Origin of the sequence: Acidovorax sp. LjRoot194 (genome assembly GCF_964253015.1) — a bacterium.
GTDB lineage: Bacteria > Pseudomonadota > Gammaproteobacteria > Burkholderiales > Burkholderiaceae_C > Acidovorax.
Genome location: NZ_CAXUQB020000001.1, coordinates 740,320 through 758,305, shown reverse-complemented (window position 1 = coordinate 758,305; position 17,986 = coordinate 740,320). Strand labels below are relative to the sequence as shown.

At 64.4% G+C, this 17,986-nt stretch carries 12 protein-coding genes; 10 read left to right on the top strand and 2 right to left on the bottom strand.

The annotated features are described in order from the left end of the window. Nucleotides 1–3 precede the first annotated feature (3 nt). Nucleotides 4–2,349, bottom strand: a complete 2,346-nt coding sequence (locus tag ACSQ3N_RS03535; RefSeq protein WP_436145600.1) for a type VI secretion system Vgr family protein — start codon at nt 2,347–2,349, stop codon at nt 4–6. Between the two features lie 202 nt (nt 2,350–2,551). After that, the gene (locus ACSQ3N_RS03530) at nt 2,552–3,034 is read right to left on the bottom strand and encodes an Hcp family type VI secretion system effector (RefSeq protein WP_056164359.1); all 483 of its coding nucleotides are present in this window, start codon (nt 3,032–3,034) and stop codon (nt 2,552–2,554) included. A gap of 677 nt (nt 3,035–3,711) precedes the next feature. Between ACSQ3N_RS03530 and ACSQ3N_RS03525 the strand changes: the two genes are divergently transcribed. Genes ACSQ3N_RS03525 through tagF form a run of 10 tightly spaced genes read left to right on the top strand, consistent with a single transcriptional unit; the run spans nt 3,712 to nt 17,952 of the window. Next, nucleotides 3,712–5,775 carry a protein kinase domain-containing protein gene (locus ACSQ3N_RS03525; RefSeq protein ID WP_436145599.1) on the top strand — a complete coding sequence of 688 codons (2,064 nt, stop codon included), beginning with the start codon at nt 3,712–3,714 and terminating at the stop codon, nt 5,773–5,775. 38 nt (nt 5,776–5,813) lie between these two features. Beyond that, nucleotides 5,814–6,632, top strand: a complete 819-nt coding sequence (locus tag ACSQ3N_RS03520; RefSeq protein WP_436145598.1) for a PEGA domain-containing protein — start codon at nt 5,814–5,816, stop codon at nt 6,630–6,632. Nucleotides 6,633–6,636: 4 nt separating this feature from the next. Further along, the gene (locus tag ACSQ3N_RS03515; protein ID WP_436145597.1) at nt 6,637–7,110 is read left to right on the top strand and encodes a TssQ family T6SS-associated lipoprotein; all 474 of its coding nucleotides are present in this window, start codon (nt 6,637–6,639) and stop codon (nt 7,108–7,110) included. Between the two features lie 31 nt (nt 7,111–7,141). Continuing rightward, nucleotides 7,142–9,508 carry a type VI secretion system-associated FHA domain protein TagH gene (gene tagH, locus ACSQ3N_RS03510; RefSeq protein ID WP_436145596.1) on the top strand — a complete coding sequence of 789 codons (2,367 nt, stop codon included), beginning with the start codon at nt 7,142–7,144 and terminating at the stop codon, nt 9,506–9,508. Next, the gene (locus tag ACSQ3N_RS03505; RefSeq protein WP_056164345.1) at nt 9,505–10,293 is read left to right on the top strand and encodes a PP2C family protein-serine/threonine phosphatase; all 789 of its coding nucleotides are present in this window, start codon (nt 9,505–9,507) and stop codon (nt 10,291–10,293) included. The genes tagH and ACSQ3N_RS03505 overlap by 4 nt, the downstream gene beginning before the upstream one ends. 17 nt (nt 10,294–10,310) lie before the next feature. Beyond that, nucleotides 10,311–10,889, top strand: a complete 579-nt coding sequence (gene tssJ, locus ACSQ3N_RS03500; RefSeq protein ID WP_436145595.1) for a type VI secretion system lipoprotein TssJ — start codon at nt 10,311–10,313, stop codon at nt 10,887–10,889. A gap of 4 nt (nt 10,890–10,893) precedes the next feature. Then, complete coding sequence (tssK, locus tag ACSQ3N_RS03495) at nt 10,894–12,228, top strand: type VI secretion system baseplate subunit TssK (protein ID WP_436145594.1); 1,335 nt, start codon at nt 10,894–10,896, stop codon at nt 12,226–12,228. 14 nt (nt 12,229–12,242) lie between these two features. Then, entirely contained in the window at nt 12,243–13,580 is a 1,338-nt protein-coding gene (locus tag ACSQ3N_RS03490; RefSeq protein ID WP_056164335.1) for a DotU family type VI secretion system protein, read from the top strand. 2 nt (nt 13,581–13,582) lie between these two features. Further along, complete coding sequence (gene tssM, locus ACSQ3N_RS03485) at nt 13,583–17,215, top strand: type VI secretion system membrane subunit TssM (RefSeq protein ID WP_436145593.1); 3,633 nt, start codon at nt 13,583–13,585, stop codon at nt 17,213–17,215. Beyond that, nucleotides 17,197–17,952 (top strand): type VI secretion system-associated protein TagF, encoded by a 756-nt coding sequence (tagF, locus tag ACSQ3N_RS03480; protein WP_082516772.1) that lies wholly within the window; start codon nt 17,197–17,199, stop codon nt 17,950–17,952. Before tssM ends, tagF begins: the two co-directional genes overlap by 19 nt. The last annotated feature ends 34 nt before the right edge of the window (nt 17,953–17,986 follow it).

Below are 17,986 nucleotides of genomic sequence, written 5' to 3'. Positions count from 1 at the left end.
TGCTCAGTTCAAGTCGATGCGCTTGGACTCCACACCAACGTGTTTGGAGCCCACGATGTCGATTTCCTGGCCGTTGATGGTGATGGTGCCATCGGCCTTCATCACCATGACGCTTTGCCCCACCTGGAGGGTGATGCTGTCTGCCTCCATGGTGATGTTGGATTTATTTCCTCCGCCAGCGCCATCTCCTTCGCCTCCGGATGGCGCCACGATGTTCTTCACCCCTGCTGCTCCGGCCGCCCCTCCGCCAGCACCCGCGCTACCACCGCCCACGGTCAGCGTGTATTTGGTTCCTACCGTGGTGCTTTTGTCGCTGCCTACCTTGGTGGTCTGGGTCTTGCCCACCAGCGTGGCCATCATGGCGCCCACGTTCAGGTTGTAGACAACGCCCACGTTCTCCATCCGGCCTACGCCCACGTTTTGCAGGTAGGCGATGCCGATGGTTTCGGTCTTGAACTTGCCCACCTTGATGGACCAGTTGCTGCCGATCTTGTCCTTCTCGTTCTTGCCCACCGTCTTGGTGCGGTTGATGCCGATCTTGAAGGTCTGGTTGTCGCCGATGTCCACGGTTTCGTTGTGGTCCACCCGCTCTTTGCGGTTGCTGTGGATGGTGATGGTCTCGTCGCCATCGACCTCTTCCGTGCGCCAGCCGTGCACGGTGATCTTCTCGTTGCGGTCCACCGTCTCGGTGCGGTCCCGGTGGATCGTGTTGGTCTCGTCCCGGTCGATGGTCTTCTCGCGGTCGCGGCCCACCCACTTTTCTTCGTCGTTCTCGACTTCGGTCAGCTGGTCTTTCTGCGCGTGCAGCCACAGCTGCTCCTGCCCCGCCTTGTCTTCAAACCGCAGGGCGTTGGCGTCACCCGGGCCATTTTTCATGCCCGCGCCCGCAGCGCCCCCTTTGCTCGATCGCGTGAGGATCCCGCTTTGCGTGGCGTTGCCCGGCAGGCTCCAGGGGGGCATGTTGACGGCGTTGTAGACGCAGCCCGTGAGGATGGGGTAGTCCGGGTCGCCGTTCAGGTGGTCGATGATCACTTCCATGCCGATGCGCGGGATGAATACGGCGCCGAACTGCGGGCCGGCCCAGCTGGTGGACACGCGCACCCAGCAGCTGGAGTTCTCGTCCATCGCGCCGATGCGGTCCCAGTGGAATTGCACTTTGACGCGGCCGTACTTGTCGGTCCAGATTTCTTCTCCGGGCGGGCCCACCACCACCGCGGTCTGCGGGCCGCGGGTGCGCGGCTTTTCTGTGGTGCGCGGGGGGCGGTAGTCGCTGCTCGTGGGCTGCGCCCGCATCACGAATTGCTGGATGGAGCCCGCCTCTTGCGTGTTCTTGGTCGCCGTGGCGCCACCTGCCTTGGCGCTGCTCACTTCGGGGTTTTCTTCGAAGTGGTAGTGCACGCTGAGCACCAGGTACTGGCGGTTTTGGTCTTCGCGGGGGTAGTTTTCCAGGTTGATGGTGTAGCCGGGCGCCAGGTTGCGTTTGTTGGCGCGGCCCAGCACGCGGTTTTGCTTGGCCAGGTGTTCCTGCAGGCGCAGCCGGGCGTAGGTCTCGCCGTCCGGGAATTCGGTGTAGCCGCCGGGCCATTCGTAGATCTCGTATTTGTCATGCTCGTGCCCCGGAGGGTTCTGGCGCATGTTGGAGAGGTCGGCCCGCGGTTTCTTGAAGTCGTAGTCGTCGTTGTAGTGGCGTCCGGGCTGCACTTCCTGGGTCAGCTCCCAGGCGTGGAAGTGCTCGCGCTCTGCCACGGCCGCCTTGCCCGGTGGGTAGAACGGGATGACGTGGCCACCGGGCAGCGGGCTGTGCGAGCCCACGATGTCGTCGGCCAGCACCAGGGTGTGGCTGCCCGCGCTGTGCGTGAAGTAGTAGTAGGCGCCTTCGTGCTCGAGCAGGCGCGCCACGAATTGGTAGTCGCTCTCGCCGTACTGGGTGCAGTAGTCCCAGGTGCGGTAGGTGCGGGTGAGCTTTTTCTCGATGGGAAAGCCGTACTTGCCGAGCACTTCCATGATGATGTCCGGCACGGTTTTGTGCTGGAAGATCTTGAAGTCGGTCTTGCGCGTGGCCACCCACAGCCAGGGGCGAAGGCGCATCCGGTAGGACCCCCAGCGGTGGTCCTGCCCCTGCATGCCAAAGTGCGTCACGAGGCCGCTCAGATACCGTTTGCCCAGGCCTTCGATCTCGACCACGACCGATGCCGCCTTGCCCAGCAGTGCCTTGGGGTCGATGCTTTTGCTCTGGCTCACCAGGTCGATGTCCAGCGAGTACAGCTCGCTCAAGGACTCGGTGCCGTCGAGTTTGCGAAACTGCAGTTGTTCGCCCAAAGGGGTTTGGATCGTGACGCGGCGGGTCATGGCAAATGGGTGTGTATCTTGGCGCTCACCAGTCAACAGTCGCACAGGGGCAGTGCAACGCGTGGCGCCGGTTCAGCGGGGGTGAAATCGATGGGGCCGCCGTCAAGCGGGCAAAAAAGAGCCGCATCCGTAGACGCGGCTCTTGGGATGCGCAGCCAGCGTGCGCATCGAAGAAAGCAGCCAGGGGGCGAAGCCCCAGCTATCAGGCTTCCTTGTTTTCCTTGATGCTGAAGCCCATCTGGCTCGTAGCACCCTTGCCGCCCTGCGAGGTTTGCTCGGAGTACTCGGTCTTGATCTTGGCAGCCTGGAACGCGTAGTTCACCACCACGGTGTCGCCAGAGCTGGTGCCGCTGACGGTGACGTTGGTCACCATCACGTCGGTCAGCGTGATCTTGCCAAACTCGATCTGCGTGCCGCCGGCCTTGCACATCGAGATTTCCACTTGGCCCAAATGCTTACCCGTCGCGCAATGCTTGAGCACGGCGGGGTAGCACTTGTCGATGTTGGCAACGATGTTCAGGTTCTGAAAATCGGCCTTGCCCGCACCGGCACCACCGCCGCTGGACATCGAATGAGGCTGGGTCACGCCCCAGGTGAAGGACTCGACATCGGTCCAATCCTTGTGCGCAGCGTCTTTCGACTCACCGCTGGCACCTTCCACTTTCATAAATATTGCGACAGTCATCACGTACCTCTTTTTGGTTCAAAAAATGCGAGAACAAACCCTGCTGCGGGCAAACGCGCCCACGATCAAGGCCCCACAAGGGGATGCGAAGCCTTTCACAGACAAGCTGCCTGAGAGGGACCAGCCTGCGATAAACGTGTTCTACAAAAGCGAGAGTGCGTCTTTGTTCCACACTACGCTCCTGCACACACGGCGCCGATAGACGGCGCATCGCTGGCGTGCCTGCATTGGTTTCCCTCCCTCGCAAGCTCGTTTGCGGGCGGATGTTACGGGGAAGGCGTCAAAAAAAGGGTTTCAAGTGACAGCAAATGAACGTACCTGGGCAACATTGGAAACAGTGTGTTTCCGCGTTCAAAAAGCCGCATTTCGTGACGCATTTTGTAATGTCTTCACGTTAGACTCGCCCGCGCTTTCGCACCTCTATGGCCTGCGCTTGGAGGCCTCCAATGTGTTGCGAAATGTGCCCAAAACCCTTGTCCGACAGCGAGTTGTCCCGTTTTGCGGTGTTGCGCCATGACATCAATCATCTACAGCCCAGGGCGGCGTTGGTGCACTGATCTTTTCACTGAACAACGGCATCCGACATGCCGACCTGTTCGTGGGCCGTACCGCAGAAATGTCTTTGCCAGCGAATCAAGTACAGCCGTAACCGAGAATGAAAGCAGAGGCGTCACGTCATGATTGACACCGTTGGAGGATCAGCCAATTGCCTGGCGCCTGGCGTGCAAGTCGGTGAATATCGGCTGCTCGACGTCATTGGTGAAGGCGGTTTTGGCATCGTGTACCGGGCGCGGGATATCAGCCTGGACCGGGTGGTGGCCATCAAGGAATACATGCCAGCCACCCTGGCTGGGCGCAAGTCTTCCAATGAAATCCACGTCCGCTCCCAGCACCGGGGTGCGTTCGATGCCGGGCTGCGCAGCTTCATCAACGAAGCACGCCTGCTGGCCAAGTTCTCGCACCCTGCCCTGGTGCATGTGTACCGGTTCTTCGAGTTCAACGGCACGGCCTACATGGTCATGCGCCACTACGAAGGGCAGACGTTCAGGGAGTTTCTGACCGCGCAGCAGGACCGGATGAACCAGCGCATGCTGGCGGCCATCGTCGGCCCCGTCCTGGATGTGGTGGAGATGCTGCACGCGGCAGACTGCTACCACCGCGATATCGCACCGGACAACGTCTTCCTGCAGAACTCGGGGATGCCCGTGCTGCTCGATTTCGGGGCTGCACGCCGCATCATCGGTGACATGACGCAGGCCCTGACGATGGTGCTCAAGCCCGGCTTCGCCCCGATCGAGCAGTATGTGGACGACGGCGCCATGCCGCAGGGCGCGTGGACGGACATCTACCAGATCGGTGCGATGCTGTATCTGGCGATCACCGGCAAGCCGCCAGCCACCTCCGTGGCCAGAATGATCAACGACCCGGTGGCAGCGCTCTCGACCACGACCTACCCGGGGTACTCGGCCCAGTTTCTGCACGGCGTGGACCGCGCGTTGGCCGTCAAGCCGCAGGACCGCCCCCAGACGATCGCCGCACTCAAGGAGCTGCTGGGCATCACCACCTTCACGATGCCCATGTCTGCCCCGTGGAAGGACCCGGCCGCCTCGGCACCCGCCGTGCCCCTGGCCGTGCAGGCAGACGCGGCGCAGACCGGCCCAGCACCACTGGGCGAGCCAGTGCGCACCGTAGCGCCCGCACACGCCCCGACTGAGGCGCCCCAGGCGAATCCTGCCTGGGATCCGTTGGCGCAAGCTCCAGCACTCGGCGGGCAGCCGATACCGCTCCCATCGGCAAGTCCTGCGGATGCAGTTTTTGCGATGCTGCCGCCAGCACAGCCCCATCATCGCCAGGACGGGCCGATGGTGAGTCATGCGCCCCCGTCCGACGCCGCGGTGGTCGGCAATGCGAGCGACGCGGCCTTGCCGCCAGTCGACGCACGCGCGTCTGCAGCCGCGGCCACCCCCCAAGCCGCCATCCCATCGACTCCCTCTACATCTGCTAAAGCCGCACGACCACAAAGCGGCGCCGCAGCGAGCGGGAAGATGCATCAACCAGCGTCCCGCGCGCCGGCCCTGCGGTGGGCCGCTGTCGGCGTGGCATTTGTCGCCGTGGCGGCGCTGGCCGTGTGGTGGGGCACGCAAGGGAGCCCGTCGAGCCCGCCAGCTGCGGAGCTGGCAGTGAATCTGGACGACCAGCATTGGCGCGAAGCGCAGGCCGCCGGTACCGTGGCGGCACTGGACGGCTACCTGAGCAGCTACCCCACCGGCAAGCACCGCAGCGAAGCCATGGCATTGCTCAACCGCATGGAAGTGCAGGAGCCCGTGGCCACCACCACGCCGCCGGCTGCGCTGCCACCTGCCGAGACGGTTGCCACCGCGCCTGGCACACCCGAGCGCCCGGCGACGCCTTCCGCTACGACGCCAGCCGCAACAGGCAGCACGTCGGCCACGGCCACGGTCCCGCCCAAGCCAGAGACTCCCGCTGCCACGGAGCCGTTGGTGGCTCCCAAACCGACCAAGCCGATTGGCGATGTGGGGCGCGTGGTGCTGCGCATCAGCCCCTGGGGCCGGATTTCCGTGAACGGCAGTTCGCTGGGGACGACACCTCCGTTGACCCATATCGAGCTTCCGGAAGGGTCGCACCGCATCGAGGTGAGCAATCCCGCAGCCGCGCCTGTCGTCAAGACAGTGCAGGTCAAAAAAGGTGAACCGGTGGTGATCAGCCATCAGTTCGAGTAGTAAAAGTAAAGCCATCGCCGACACCTGCTGACATGCCAATGAACGCTTTACTGCGACGGGTCGCGTTTTGTCTCTGCCTGGGTGCGGGCTCAGCCATTGCATCCTCTGACTGCAATGAGCCCCCGGCGCCGGACACGCGCGGCCCGGATGCTGCAGCCGGTCGTCAATATCTGGGGCAAGGCATTTCGCTCTACGACTCGCGCAAGCTGGATCTGGCAGAAAAGGCGCTGCAGGCGTCGCTGTTTTCCGGCCTGCCCGACCGCCGCGAGCGATCCACCGCGCACAAGTACCTGGCGTTTGTGTACTGCACCAACAAGGAGTGGGCCCGGTGCGACGCGGCCTTCGACGCCGCATTCGACGCCCGGCCCTCTTTCGCGCTGGAAGAGTACGAGCTGCAGAACACACCGTGGCGCGACGCCTACGTGAAGGCTCAAGGCAAGCGCGGTTGGCAGTGCAGCCGGCCAATCGCAGGCCAGGGCAGCAACAACCGCCCAGGCCAGGACAGCGCCAATCCCCTCGTCTTCTCGCTCAACAGCACCGTCATTACCGCCATCACACCGCTGCTACCTGCGGCAGGTGGCCACTCGATGGCCCTGGATGGCGGCTCGCCCGGCGCGTTTGGCGCACGCAGGCCGATGCGCACCGAAAACAATGTGCAGCTTCGCGTATCGCCGTGGGCGAACGTGACCCTCAATGGCAAGCGGCTGGGGGTGACCCCACCGCTGACGGAAATCAAGCTTCCACCCGGGTCGCACACCATTGATTTCAGCAATCCCGGCTTTGAGACCGTGCGCAAGACGCTGAAGGTCGAGCCGGAACAATCGATCACGATCACCCATGACTTTGACGCGAGATAAACCCATGCGAAACCGTTTCTGGAGCGCTCTGATCATCGGATGCGCAGCCCTGGCTCTGACTGCTTGCGAGACAGCCCCCAAGGCCCCCGAGCCCAAGGTGGAAGCGCCACCGCCCGCGCCCCCCATCCCTGAACCGGTCGCACCGGTGGACCCTCGCGCGCAGAAAGAGGCTCTGCTGACAGAAGCGCTGAACGTCTATGCAGATGGCCAATTTGATGAAGCGATTGCCAAGCTGACTCCGTTGGCCGACGCCCCGGAGCTGCCCCTGACGTCGCAAATCAAGGCCCGCAAGTTCATGGCGTTCAGCCATTGCGCTGCAGGACGCCCGCGTCCCTGCCGCCAGCAGTTTGAACTGGCGCTGGAGCAGGACCCCACCTTCCAGCTGACCGAAGCCGAGAAGGGCCACCCGGTGTGGGGACGTGAGTTCATCAACGCCCGCAATGCGGCGCGCAACAAGCGCACACGCAAGACATCCTGAGCAGAACCGAGACAACGCGAGCGCGAACGCAATGGACAAGATTGAACTGGTGGTGACGCACCAATCAGGCGGCCCGGTGGGCCGTCATTGGTCTGCCATCTTTGGCATGGCCGGCGGAACTGTCGGGCGTGCAGGCCAGAACAAGCTGGTGTTGCCGGATGACGACGCCATGGTGGCGCGCGTGCACGCCATGGTTCGGCTGGATTCCGACCAGGCCTACATTGCCAATCTGTGCGAGCGCCGCTCCGTGCAGGTCGACGGACTGGAAGTTCTCTCCGGCCAGGAGGTGCCCCTGGTGCCCGGCGCGGAAATCGGAATCGGGCCCTACCAGCTGCGGGCAGTGCTGCCCGGCCAAAAGCCCAGTACCCAGGCGCCGACCAAGGCTCCAGCAAGTCCCGATGTCTCGACTGCGCCTTCGCCCGTCGCGCCACCGGTACCGGTGCCGCAAAACGCGCCGCTGCCTGTGGCTGCCGCGGTGGCGTCCAGCCCGTCATTGGACCTTGCCTCGCTGCCCAATCCGTGGGCAGACATCCAGCCTATCGTGGGGGGCGACCCTTACATGCCGGACCTCGTGCTTGCGTGCCTGCCCGACGCACCGCTGCCATCGTCGGCAGCAAGCGCTGCTTCGGACACCAATCCATTTGCGATGCTGGGCCGTGTGGAGACTCCGCAGGCGTCTTCTGCCATGCCAAACGTGCCAGTGGTGCATGCAGCGCAGGCCGTTCATGCACCGCAGGCTGCGCCTGTAGCTGTTGCAGCGCCCATGGCAGACGTGCCTCCCCTGCCGACCCCTGCGGAGCCAGCGCTGCCGAATCCGTTCGACAGGCAACCCGCAGTCGCCGCCAGGCCTAAGCCCACCGCGCCGATCGCTCACCGCGCCATGGTGATACCGGACGACTTCGATCCGTTTGCGGCCGACCCGAAGGAGGTTGCCAATCGCCAGGACCCGTGGAGCGGGGACCTTGTGGCCCAAAGCCTGGCCGAAGTCGCGCAGCTCAAGAACGACGATCTCCTGCAAGCCCTGCCGAAGTCGGCTCAATTTGCGGGAGAGATGGACAATGCCGCGCACACCGGTCTGCCGGAGCGTCTGGACCCCACCGTCGAACTCAACCCGTTGAAGCTGTTTCGCGAGCCGGGGGAGTCGATGTATGTGGAGTCCGAGGACCACGGCATGTCCCGCGGCTCGGACCTCACGCAGGTTTTCAGCATGCCGCGCGATGTGCAGCACCGCCAAACCAACGCCGTGCCGCCAGCAGCGCCGACGACGCCCGCGCCTGCGGAGCCCGTAGTCAGCGCCGGGCTGCACGCCATGCAAGGCCTGGACCTCGGGCTGTTTGACGGTGGCTCGCTGGACGCCCTGACGGCTGGCTCTTCCGCAGAACTGCTGGGCATGGATTCCCTCCAGACGCCGGGCACAACACCGGGTGCGTCCGAGCCATGGCCTGCACAAGCCGCCGAGCCCAGCAGCGCGATGGGCGATTTCGCTGGGCTGGACAGCGCCGTGCAACGACCGCAGCCCGAGCGTGCACGTGCACTGCATGCCGAGAGCGTTCTCGGCAACCCCGTCCCCTCGCTGTCGACAGCGCAGCCCACACCGCCGCCTCAGGCGCTGCGGGAAGTGGACATTGCAGCACCGATCACCCCGATCGCGCCAACCGCGCCAACCGCGCCGATTGCTGCGATCCCTCCAAAGGCCTTGGCTGCGCCGATTGCCGCCCAGCCGCCTCAGATGCCTGTTGCACCTGCACCATCTTCACCCGCACCCTCGACAGCGACAGCGACCGCTGCTTCCACCGCCACGCTGGATGCGCTGGCCGCTGCCTTCATTGAAGGTGCAGCGATAGAGCCCGGAAAAGTGAACATCACCCTGTCTCCCGACTTCATGCGCGGGTTCGGTGAAGCCTTGCGCGTGGCGGTGCAAGGCTCCATCGACCTGCTGTCGGCTCGGTCGGAGATCAAGCGGGAATTTCGTGCGGACGTCACCATCATTGCCTCCGGCGCCAACAACCCCCTCAAGTTCTTGCCCACCGCCGACGGCGTGATGCTGCAGCTGGCGGGCCAGACGTTCCCAGGCTTCATGAAGCCCGTGCCGGCCATGCAAGAGGCCTACAAGGATCTGGCAGTGCACCAGATCGCCTTGATGGCCGGAATCCGCGCCGCCTATGCCGAGGCCGTGGCGCGCCTGAGCCCTGCCGAACTGGAGAAGGACGCGGCCGCGGGCTCCGGCCTGCTGTCCAAAATTTCGTCCGTACACCGCAAAGCCGCCCTGTGGGACGACTTCCAAAAGCGCTACGACGCCATTCGCCGCAACGCAGAAGATGACCTGATGGCTTTTTCGGGTCAGACTTTTGTGGATGCCTATGAAGCTGCGGCGCAGGCTGCGGGGGAGAACCTTTGATCGCTCACATTGCAGGCGAGGCGCACCGGTTGCAGCTGTCGGTATCTGCCATTACCCAAAAGGGAGGTCGCGCCTCCAATGAAGACTACTTGGGCATGATCGACCTGGGGCCCAAGGGATTTTGCTGCACGCTGGCAGATGGCGCGGGGGGCCACGGCAATGGCGCGCTGGCAGCGCGCCTGACCGTCGACGCAGTGCTGGGCGGCTACCGCGAGAACCCCATGTTTGCGCCAGCGAGCCTCGCGTCGCTGATTTTTCGCGCAGAGCACACCGTCTCCGAAGAACAGCCCACGTCCACCTCGCGCATGCACATGAGTGCGACCGTCGTGCTGCTGTGCATCGAACCCGTCACAGGCCGGGCGCTGTGGGCCCACTGGGGCGATTCGCGGCTTTACTGGTTTCGCGGCGGCAAGGTCCACCGCATGACCGAAGACCACAGCGTGGTGCAGCAACTGTTGCACGCGGGCATGTACGCCAACGGCGACCCGCGCTCGCTGCCCAATCGCAGCGTGCTCGCTGGCGCGGTGGGTGCCGAGTCGCAGGTGCCGCCCACGGTGCTTCATGAGTCCATGGAGCTGATGGAGGGCGACGCCTTCCTTTTGTGCTCCGACGGACTGTGGGAGAACCTTCACGAATCCGCGATGGAGCAAGCGCTCCAGGCGTCCGAGCGGCCCGACGTCTGGCTGCAGGACATGGCAGACACCGTCATGTCGAAGGGCCGCCCCCACCAAGACAACCTCAGCGCATTTGCGGTGTGGGTGTCCGCCAATCACACCGTCAACTGAACCTGAAGGATGCTGCCATGAGCACGACCCAGAACGCCATTTCAAGGCGCACGATCCTGAAGACAGCCCCTCTGCTGACCATTGCAGGGGCATCGCTGGCAGGTTGCGGTGTGGTGAACACGCTCAATCGGCCCACTGAGGCGCCCACCGCGGTGCCGTCCGCCATCATCGAAATCATGGCCGAGCGCAGCCTGAACCCCGATGTGGACGGCATGCCCAAACCGGTCTTGCTGCGCATCTACGAATTGCGCACCCCGGTGACCTTCGAACGCTCCAGTTTCTTTGATCTGCTGGACAAGGATGAAAGCCAGCTCGGCGGCGACTTCGTGCGACGGGAAGAGATACTGATCGCTCCCGGCGAGCGTCGCATCATCGAACGCAAAGGCAACCCCGACGTGCGGGCCTTCGGCTTTTTTGCCAGCTACAGAGACCTCGAGCGCAGCACCTGGCGGGCGTCCATCGATGCACCGAATTCCGTGGAAATGCGCCGCCGCTGGTGGGGCCTGGGCGAAACAGAGCGGCTCAAGCCCGTTCACTATCTCGTCACGGTTTCGCGTGAAGCCGTCCGGGTACAGCATCAAATAACTTCAAGGTAGAACCATGGTTTGGCAACGCAAGGTGGTGTGGGCCGAGGGCATGTTCCTGCGCCCGCAGCACTTTCAGCAGCAAGAGCGGTACGTCGATTTTCTGGTGCAGGGCCGCGCATTGCCCGCACAGCCGTTCTATTGGGGGTTCTCGGAACTCACCCTGGACACCCAGATGTTGGCGCTGGGCAAGATCGCCGTGGTATCCGCCCACGGTGTGCTGCCTGACGGAACACCGTTTCGTATCCCGCAGGTCGATGATGCCCCTGCCCCGCTGGACGTGGGCAAGGACACCAAGGACACCCTGGTGCACCTGTCACTCCCGCTGCGCCGGCGCAGCGGGGCTGAAGTCACGCTCGGTGAGGGTGACCTGGGCATGACGCGCTACCAGGCACAGGTGCTCGAAGTGGCCGATGTCAACGACGTGGGCGCGCAACCCGCCGAGGTGCAATTGGGCATTGCCCGCTTCAGCCTGCGTGCATCGCAGGATCTGTCGGATGGCTGGGTCTCCCTGCCCGCGGCCCATGTGGTGGAACGCAAGTCCGACGGTTCGGTACTGCTGGACAAGACCTTCATCCCCACGGTGGTCAACAACTCCGAGACCTCCGCGCTTTTCGCCTTTTGCCGCGAACTGCATGGCCTGCTGCGCCAACGGGGTGCCGCGCTCGAAGAGCGGCTGATCCAGCCCGGGCGTGGTGGCGTGGGCGAGGTGGGCGACTTCCTGATGCTGCAGTTCATCAACCGATGGGAGCCTGCAGTGGAGCACTGGGTCCGGGTCCGCACGATCCATCCCGAGCGGCTCTTTGATGATCTCCTGAAGATGGCCGGAGAGCTTGCCACCTTCACCCGCGAACAGCGGCGCCCTGCGCCTTTGCCAGCCTACGACCATGATGACCTGCGCAGCTGCTTTCCGCCGCTGATGCTGGAATTGCGCCGCGGCTTGTCTTCGGTGCTGGAGCAAAACGCGATCCAGATCGAGCTGCAGGAGCGGCAGTACGGTGTGCGCGTGGCGCTCATTCCGTCTACCGAACTGCTCACCACCTGCGACTTCGTGCTCGCGGTGCATGCACAGACCACGGTGGAGTTTCTGCGCACCCACTTTCCGACGCAGACCAAACTGGGCCCGGTCGAGAAGATCCGCGATCTGGTCAACCTCCACCTCCCGGGGGTCGTCCTGCGCTCGCTGTCTGTCGCGCCGCGCGAGATCCCTTACCACGCCGGGTATTCCTACTTCGAGGTCGACACCACGCACGACCTGTGGCGCCAGTTGAACAACTCTGGCGGCCTGGCCATGCACGTCTCTGGCGAGTTCCCGGAACTCCAGCTGGAGTTCTGGGCGATCCGTAGATAACAACACCCATAACGATGCCAATGACGGACAACGTCTTCGCCTTCAGTGCCAGCGACCACACCGGGCCGGGAGATCCAGGTCTGCTGGACACCTCCATGCCCGCGCAGCCCGCCAACGCCCTGCCCCGCACGAGCCTGCCCGACGTAGTGAGCGGCGGCAACCCGCTGGTCGCTTCTGCCAACGTGCTGCTCAACCTGATCCCCCAGATCCGGGCGATGGCATCCAACGCCGACCCCGAAGGCTTTCAACGCCTGCTGCTCACGAACATCCGCGAATTCGAGCGCAGCGCGGGGGTGGCCGGCGTTCCGATAGAAACCGTGATCGGCGCACGCTACTGCCTTTGCACCGTGGTGGACGAGGCCGCTGCGCAAACGCCCTGGGGCGGCTCGGGCGTCTGGCCCAAGTTCAGCCTGCTCGTGGCGCTGCACAACGAAACGTGGGGCGGCGAAAAGTTCTTTCAGCTGCTCGCCAAGCTGGTGCAGACCCCGCACCAGCACATCGACCTCATCGAGCTCATGTACTTTTGCCTGATGCTCGGTTTCGAAGGCCGCTACCGGGTGATCGAGAACGGCCGCAGCCAGCTGGAGACCCTCAAGGCGCGGCTGCTCGCGCTGATCGAGAGCACGCGCGGCGACCGCAGCGGCGCGCTGTCGATCCACTGGAAAGGCGAAGAGCGCAAAGCCGCGCCTCCCTGGACGATGGTGCCGCTGTGGGTCGCTGCGGCCCTGGCGCTGCTGCTGGCCTTCGCGCTGTTCCTGTGGTTCAGCTACCGCCTCGCGGCCCAGTCGGATGCCTTGTTTGCCTCCATCAACGCGATCCGGTTCCCCAAGGCCATTGCGGCGGTCGCCAGCGTGGACAAACCCCGGCTGCGCCAGTTCCTCGAACCTGAGATCCGCGAAGGGCTGGTCGAAGTCATCGACCAGGCCGACCGCAGCACCATCATCCTGCGCGGCGATGGCCTGTTCGACCTGGGCTCCAATGTGGTCAAGCCCCGTTACGTGCAGGTGATCGAGCGCATCGCGACTGCGCTGAACGAAGTGCCCGGCAAGGTCGTGGTCAACGGCTACACCGACAACTCCCCCATTCGCACCGCACGCTACCCGTCCAACTGGCACCTGTCCCAAGACCGCGCCAAGTCGGTGTCCGACATGCTGCTGCGCACCGTGCGCGAGGGACAGCGCGTTCACGCAGAGGGCCGTGGCGAGGCCGACCCCGTGGCACCCAACACCACCAGCGAAGGCAAGGCCAAAAATCGGCGTGTGGAAATCGTTCTGCTGGTAGCGCCCCAAGTGCGCGACAACGAATTGCAGCTCAGCGGCAATGCCCCACGCACGGAAGGCATCAGGAAATGAGCATGCTGAGAAACATGGCAGCGCTGCTGTTCAACCGCTACACACTGGCTTTCATCGGCCTGGTCCTGCTGAGCCTGGTGATCTGGTTCATCGGACCCCTGGTTTACATCAAGCCCTATCAACCGCTGGAGAGCGAAAGCGTCCGCTGGGCGCTGATTGCCGCCCTGTTCGCCATCTGGGTGATCAAGCTGCTCTTCCACTGGTGGCGCGCCAAGCGGATGAACGACAAGCTGATGGGTCAGCTGTCGCGGCTCACCGCCGGCCGCGACACGCCCGATGAACTCGCGCCAGGCCAGGAAGAAGTGGCCGAACTGGAGGGGCGATTCAAGGAAGCCGTGGACGTCCTGTCCAAGACTCGGTTCGGCGCCACGGAAAGCGGCCTCTTCGGCCGGTTCACCAAGCGCTACGTGTACCAGCTCCCCTGGTACCTGATCATCGGCTCGCCCGGCTCGGGCAAGACCACCGCGCTGGTCAACTCCGGCCTGGATTTCCCGCTGGCCGAGCAATTCGGCAAGGGCTCCATCCGGGGCGTCGGCGGTACTCGCAACTGCGATTGGTGGTTTACCGACCAGGCCGTGCTGCTGGACACCGCGGGCCGCTACACCACGCAGGAAAGCGACGCTGTCCAGGACAAGGCCGCCTGGTCGGGGTTTCTGCAACTGCTCAAGCGCTTTCGGGGAAGACAGCCCATCAATGGCGTCATCGTCACGCTCAGCGTGCAGGAGCTTTTGAGCAGCTCCGAAGCAGAACGGGCACGGCTGGCCAAGACCATCGGCACACGGCTCGGTGAGCTGTGCGACGAGCTCGCCATCAAGTTCCCCGTCTACGTTCTGATCACCAAGGCCGACCTGCTGGCAGGTTTCAACGAGTTCTTCGGCCAGATGACCCGCGACGAACGCTCGCAGGTCTGGGGATTCACGCAGAAGTACAAGGAGAACGCTCCATCGGTCGATCCGACGGCGCAGTTCACCGCAGAGTTCGACGCACTGGTGGCGCAGATCAATCGCTTGCTGCCCCAGCGCCTGCTGGCAGAGCAGGACCTGGCGCGCCGCGGGCTGATCTATGCCCTGCCTCAGCAGTTCGTGGGCCTCCGCGAGGTCGTGAACCAGACGTTGCAGGAAGCCTTCTCGTCATCGCGCTTCAAGGAAAAGCCGCTGTTCCGCGGGGTGTACTTCACCAGCGGCACGCAAGAAGGCATGCCGTTCGACCGCGTGCTGTCGGCGCTCAAGCGGCGCTTCTCGATTGCCAGCCATGTCAAGGCAGGCGCGGGCCAGCAGGGCAAGAGCTTCTTCATCGAGACGCTCTTCAAGGGCGTGATGTTCAACGAAGCGGGGCTCACCGGCCGCAACGCCAAGAAAGAGCGGCAGCTCCGGTTGATGCAGGCCGGCGGCTTGATCGCGCTGGCACTCGCCCTGAGCGGTGCAGCCCTGGCCTGGAGCGTCAGCAACCAGAACAACCTGGCGTACCTGGAAGAGGTCAAGGCCAGCGCTGCCACCCTGCGCCAGGCCGTGGAAGAAGCCAAGACCGGCGACCCGGAGAACCTGGTGGCACTGCTGCCCCTGCTGGACCACGCCGAATCCCTGGCCGCCAGCGAGCGCTACACCGGATCGCCCCCGGTCAGCTGGCGTTGGGGCCTGCTGCAGGTGCCGAAGGTGGAGACCGCTGCGGACACGACCTACCTGCGCTTGCTGGAAGACGCCTGGCTGCCCGGCATCGTGCGGCAGCTGCGGCGCTCGCTGCAGCAAACCTCGACCAACAATCCAGAGGCCAGCTACGAAGCGCTGAAGGCTTACCTCATGATTCACGACGCCGACCGTTTCGACGCGCGCACCGTGAAGGCATGGATTCGCCACGAGTGGGATGCGAGCCTGACGCCCCAACTGGTGCAGGCAGGTGTCGGTGACAGGCTGTCACACCACCTGGATCGTTTGATGGACGACCGCATCGTGCTGTCGCCCACCCCGGTCGACACCGCGCTGGTGAACGAGGTGCGGCAGCGGCTGGCGCAAATGTCGCCGGCCCAGCGCGCCTACAGCCGGCTCAAGCAGTTGCTGACCACAGGCAACAACCTGCCCGCTGACTTCAGCGTGGTGCGCGCCAGCGGCCCCGAAGCACCGCAGGTGTTCAGCCGCCGCAGCGGACGACCCCTCACGCAAGGCATCTCCGGCCTCTTCACGTACGACGGATACCACGGCGTGTTCCTGCACGAGCTTCCCAAGGTCACCACCTTGCTGTCCAAGGAAGAAGGCTGGGTGCTGGGCCAGGCGGACGGCAAGCGCAGCACGGCCCAGGAAGTCCTGACCGGGCAGGTCGCCAACGAAGTGAAGCGCCTGTACCTCATGGAGTACGCCAAGCTGTGGGAGGATTACCTGGCCGACGTGCGCCCCACCCGCATCGGATCGCTGGACCAGGCGGGCGAGCAGGCGCGCCTGTACTCCTCGGCCAACTCCAGCCTGGAGCAGTTCATTCGCGCCGTGTCCAAGGAAACCACGCTGGCGCGCCGCCCCGATGCGGATACCGACAGCGGTGCCAGCACCAGCAGCTGGCTGGGCGAAAAGCTCAACCGCATCCGCGAAGAACAGCGGCAACTCAGCAGGCTGACCGGCAAGCAGGTCAACGTGGGCGGCTTGGCGGCCAGCGGCACGCTCGAAGCGGACATCGTCGACTTCCGCTTCCGGGAGTACCGGCGCCTGGCCACCAGCAATGGCTCGGGTCCGTCGCCCTTGACGCAAAGCCTGCAGGTGCTCAACGAAGCATCGGCCGTGATTGCATCGGCCCGGCAGCAGGTCAAGTCCGGCGGCACGGTACCGCCCACGCTGTCATCGACGCTGGAACGGGTGCGTGCCGAGGCCAAACGCCTGCCCCCTCCGCTGAATCTGATGTACACCGACTTGGCCGAAGCGACATCCACCATGGTAGGGCGTGACGTGCGCAGCACCATCGGCGGCAACCTGAACGCCACCATCGGCGATTTCTGCCGCCGTGCCATCCTGGGCCGCTATCCCTTCACACGCAGCGCCGGGCGCGATGTCACTGCGGACGACTTTGCCAAGCTGTTCGCAGTCGGCGGCGTGATGGACGAGTTCTTCCGCAGCACCCTGCAACCCATGGTCGACATCTCGGCGGCCACCTGGTCCTTCAAGCAAGGCGTGGACGGGACACCGGTCGGTGGGTCGGCGTCGCTGGCATCGTTCCAGAAAGCCGCCACCATCCGCGACGTGTACTTCCGCGCGGGCGGCAAGGCGCCGGGCATTCGCCTGGACATAAAGCCTATCGAAATGGATGCGACCATTTCACAGATGGTGCTGGATGTCGATGGCGATGTGCTGCGCTACCAGCACGGCCCGCAAATTCCGAAGTCGATGAACTGGCCCGGCACCCGTGGTACAGGCCAGGTCCGGCTTCAGATCACCACCGCTACCGGCGAAAACTCGGGCCTGGTCACCGAAGGGCCCTGGGCGCTGCACAGGCTTTTCGACCGCGCTCAGATCCTGCCGGGCAACGCGCCTGAGAAGTTCTCGGCGGTGTTCAATGTGGACGGTCGCAGGGTCCGGTTTGAAGTCACCACCAGCAGTGTCTTCAACCCATTCCGGCTCAAGGCGATGGAAGAGTTCGAATGTCCGAGCAACCTCTAGGCATGGAAACCCGCGGCACCCAAACGCAAGCCTACGCGCAGGCGTCCATCGCCTGGTACGGAAAGCTGCCCAGCCTCGGCGACTTCGCGGGCCGACGCATGTCGCACGCGCTGACGACAGAGTGGGATGGCTGGCTGCGCGCCGGCATGGACGAGCTGCGCAGGGCGGACGACGCAGGCTGGCCAGACACTTTTGTGAGTGCCCCCCTGTGGTTTTTCATCGCCCATGTCGCTTCGTCGGGCTCACCGGTGATGGGTGCGTTGGCGCCCAGCATGGACCGCGTCGGCCGCTACTACCCGCTGACGGTGATGGCGACCGCACCCCGGACGGGTTGTCCTTTCGCCGATGACGCGGAGGTCAAGTCCTTCCTGGCAGGCGCCCGCGCGGCCATCGTGGAGGCGCGGCGCCGCACGCTGTCGGTCGACGAGCTGGACAGGCGGGTCACCCAGCTGACCAGCCCCTTCGAGTCCGCCCCCCCGATCGAACGCGAACCCTCGCTCATTCACGACATCCTGACGGACCTGACTGAAGCCTCGCGCGCCCATCAATCCGCGGTGGGCGAACAGCCTGCTGAAAACATCGTGCTGCCCCCCGGCGACTGGAGGCTGCGCGCCGCCGGTCTGCGCGAGCAAAGTCTTTGGTGGGTGTCTCCCACCGTCCGCGTGGGCTATCAAGAACTGCTGCACGAAGGCCTTTGCGACCGCTGGCTCTTCACGCAACTTTTCTCCAGAATCTGATCAGGTCTGCCACCCCGCTGCTCGCACTTCCACA